General features: G+C 53.5%; 2 protein-coding genes. Both read left to right on the top strand.

All coding sequences use genetic code 11. The features are described from left to right. The coding region (locus VF709_RS24780; RefSeq protein WP_440232470.1) for a hypothetical protein at positions 1–463 on the top strand (463 nt) is incomplete at its 5' end. Between the two features lie 338 nt (positions 464–801). Further along, the coding region (locus tag VF709_RS24775) for a hypothetical protein (protein ID WP_440232469.1) at positions 802–1,481 on the top strand (680 nt) is incomplete at its 3' end.

The following is a 1,481-nucleotide window of genomic DNA, read 5'->3' as shown; positions in this document are numbered from 1 at the left end:
ATCTGCATCGCGCGGTGATGACAGCCGACAGACGCTGACGTTGCAGCTGAGTGAGTGCGAATTTAACGGCCTGGGGCTGAAGTTTAAGGCGGATGCCCAGGGGGACCATCCTGAGCGGGGCATATTGCGTCGGCAGGAAGACGGTGCGGTGAGCCAGCGGATGTATTTTACGCTGGGGCCTCAGAAGGCGACCGCTCAGGCGGATAATCTCCTGCAGACCCTGTCGCCGGATTCGGCGGCACTGGTAAAGGATGCTCAGGGTGATACCTACTTCCGTCTCAATCAGGGCGAGTACTGGTTCGACATGAATGCCACCCTGAAGGATGGCGAGGTCATGAACATCCCTCTGGTGGTGCAGGTTCACCACAGTGATGACAGCTCGCAAAAGGAAAGCAGTGACAGGCAACGAAATACAGAAGGTGATTTGAGTGCGAATTTTACCCTGCAATTGTCATGGCGGTAATAACGGTGAAATACCGATATCGACATTGTTGTGTGTCGCCGTAATTAAGTGATTAACCTGTGAAGCTTTGAACTGGTTTTATCTGTGTGCGGGAAATAATGCAGTATTTGAATGTCGAATATGTCGGTGCGTGATTTTATTAATTACCCAGGGCCGGGTGTCAGTGTTTCTGCAGGTGTAATGCCAGAGTAATAATTACACCCTTCAACTGGAGAGGTGTAAAAGAAGTAAATAATGCTCACTCTCTTGTTGAGTATATACAGGCTCTTTATTTGGTGGCGTCATGCTTATCCATATAAAGGGATGATGTCAATGCAATACCAGTTAAGGTAAAAAATATGAAGTTTATTATGAAGAAAAACATGAGCGCCCTGGCCATGTCGGCGGCAATGGCTGCCGGCTCCCTGGGCTACATAAATGTGGCTCAGGCCGAACCGGTGTCAGCTGACTTTTCTAACAACATCCATGTAATTTCAGAGAACACCTGCGACCTGGATGTGACTCTGCCAACCGGCTCCCGCGACTTTGTGGCTAACTGGACGCGCACGGCGGCCAGCGGCAGCACGATGACGGTCGATGCTGCAACACTGGCTACTCCGCCGGAAATCCTGGTGGCGGTTAAGGGGGGCGCGGGCTGCAGGCTGGATAGCCTGAAACTGAGCACAGCCATTGACGATGTGTCTCCTGTTGGAACCCGCACCTTCCTGAAGGCGGTCACGGGCTCTACCAACGGTGGTTACTGGCGCTTCACGCCGACCGTAGCGAAAGCAACACTGTACGCGGATGCTGCAGCGACCAGCGGTGCCACGCAATCAGTCGAGTTTATCGATCCGACAGGGGCAACCCTCACTCAGTCAGAATCCGCGAAAGGCAACCGCGGCGGCGAAGTGTCCGAGATGGAGACCGCTGGCGTAAAGGGCATTCTTATGACCGACAACTACTTCTCGGACGGGGTGGCGGCGTCTTTAGTGGCGGCAGGCTCCGGAGATTCCCATCTGAACGCACTGGACCCGAACGG

It is taken from the genome of Enterobacter sp. Lyrl_3, assembly GCF_051948675.1.
GTDB lineage: Bacteria > Pseudomonadota > Gammaproteobacteria > Enterobacterales > Enterobacteriaceae > Enterobacter > Enterobacter cloacae.
Note: the sequence above shows the minus strand (reverse complement) of the source record. Positions and strands in the feature narration are given on the sequence as shown.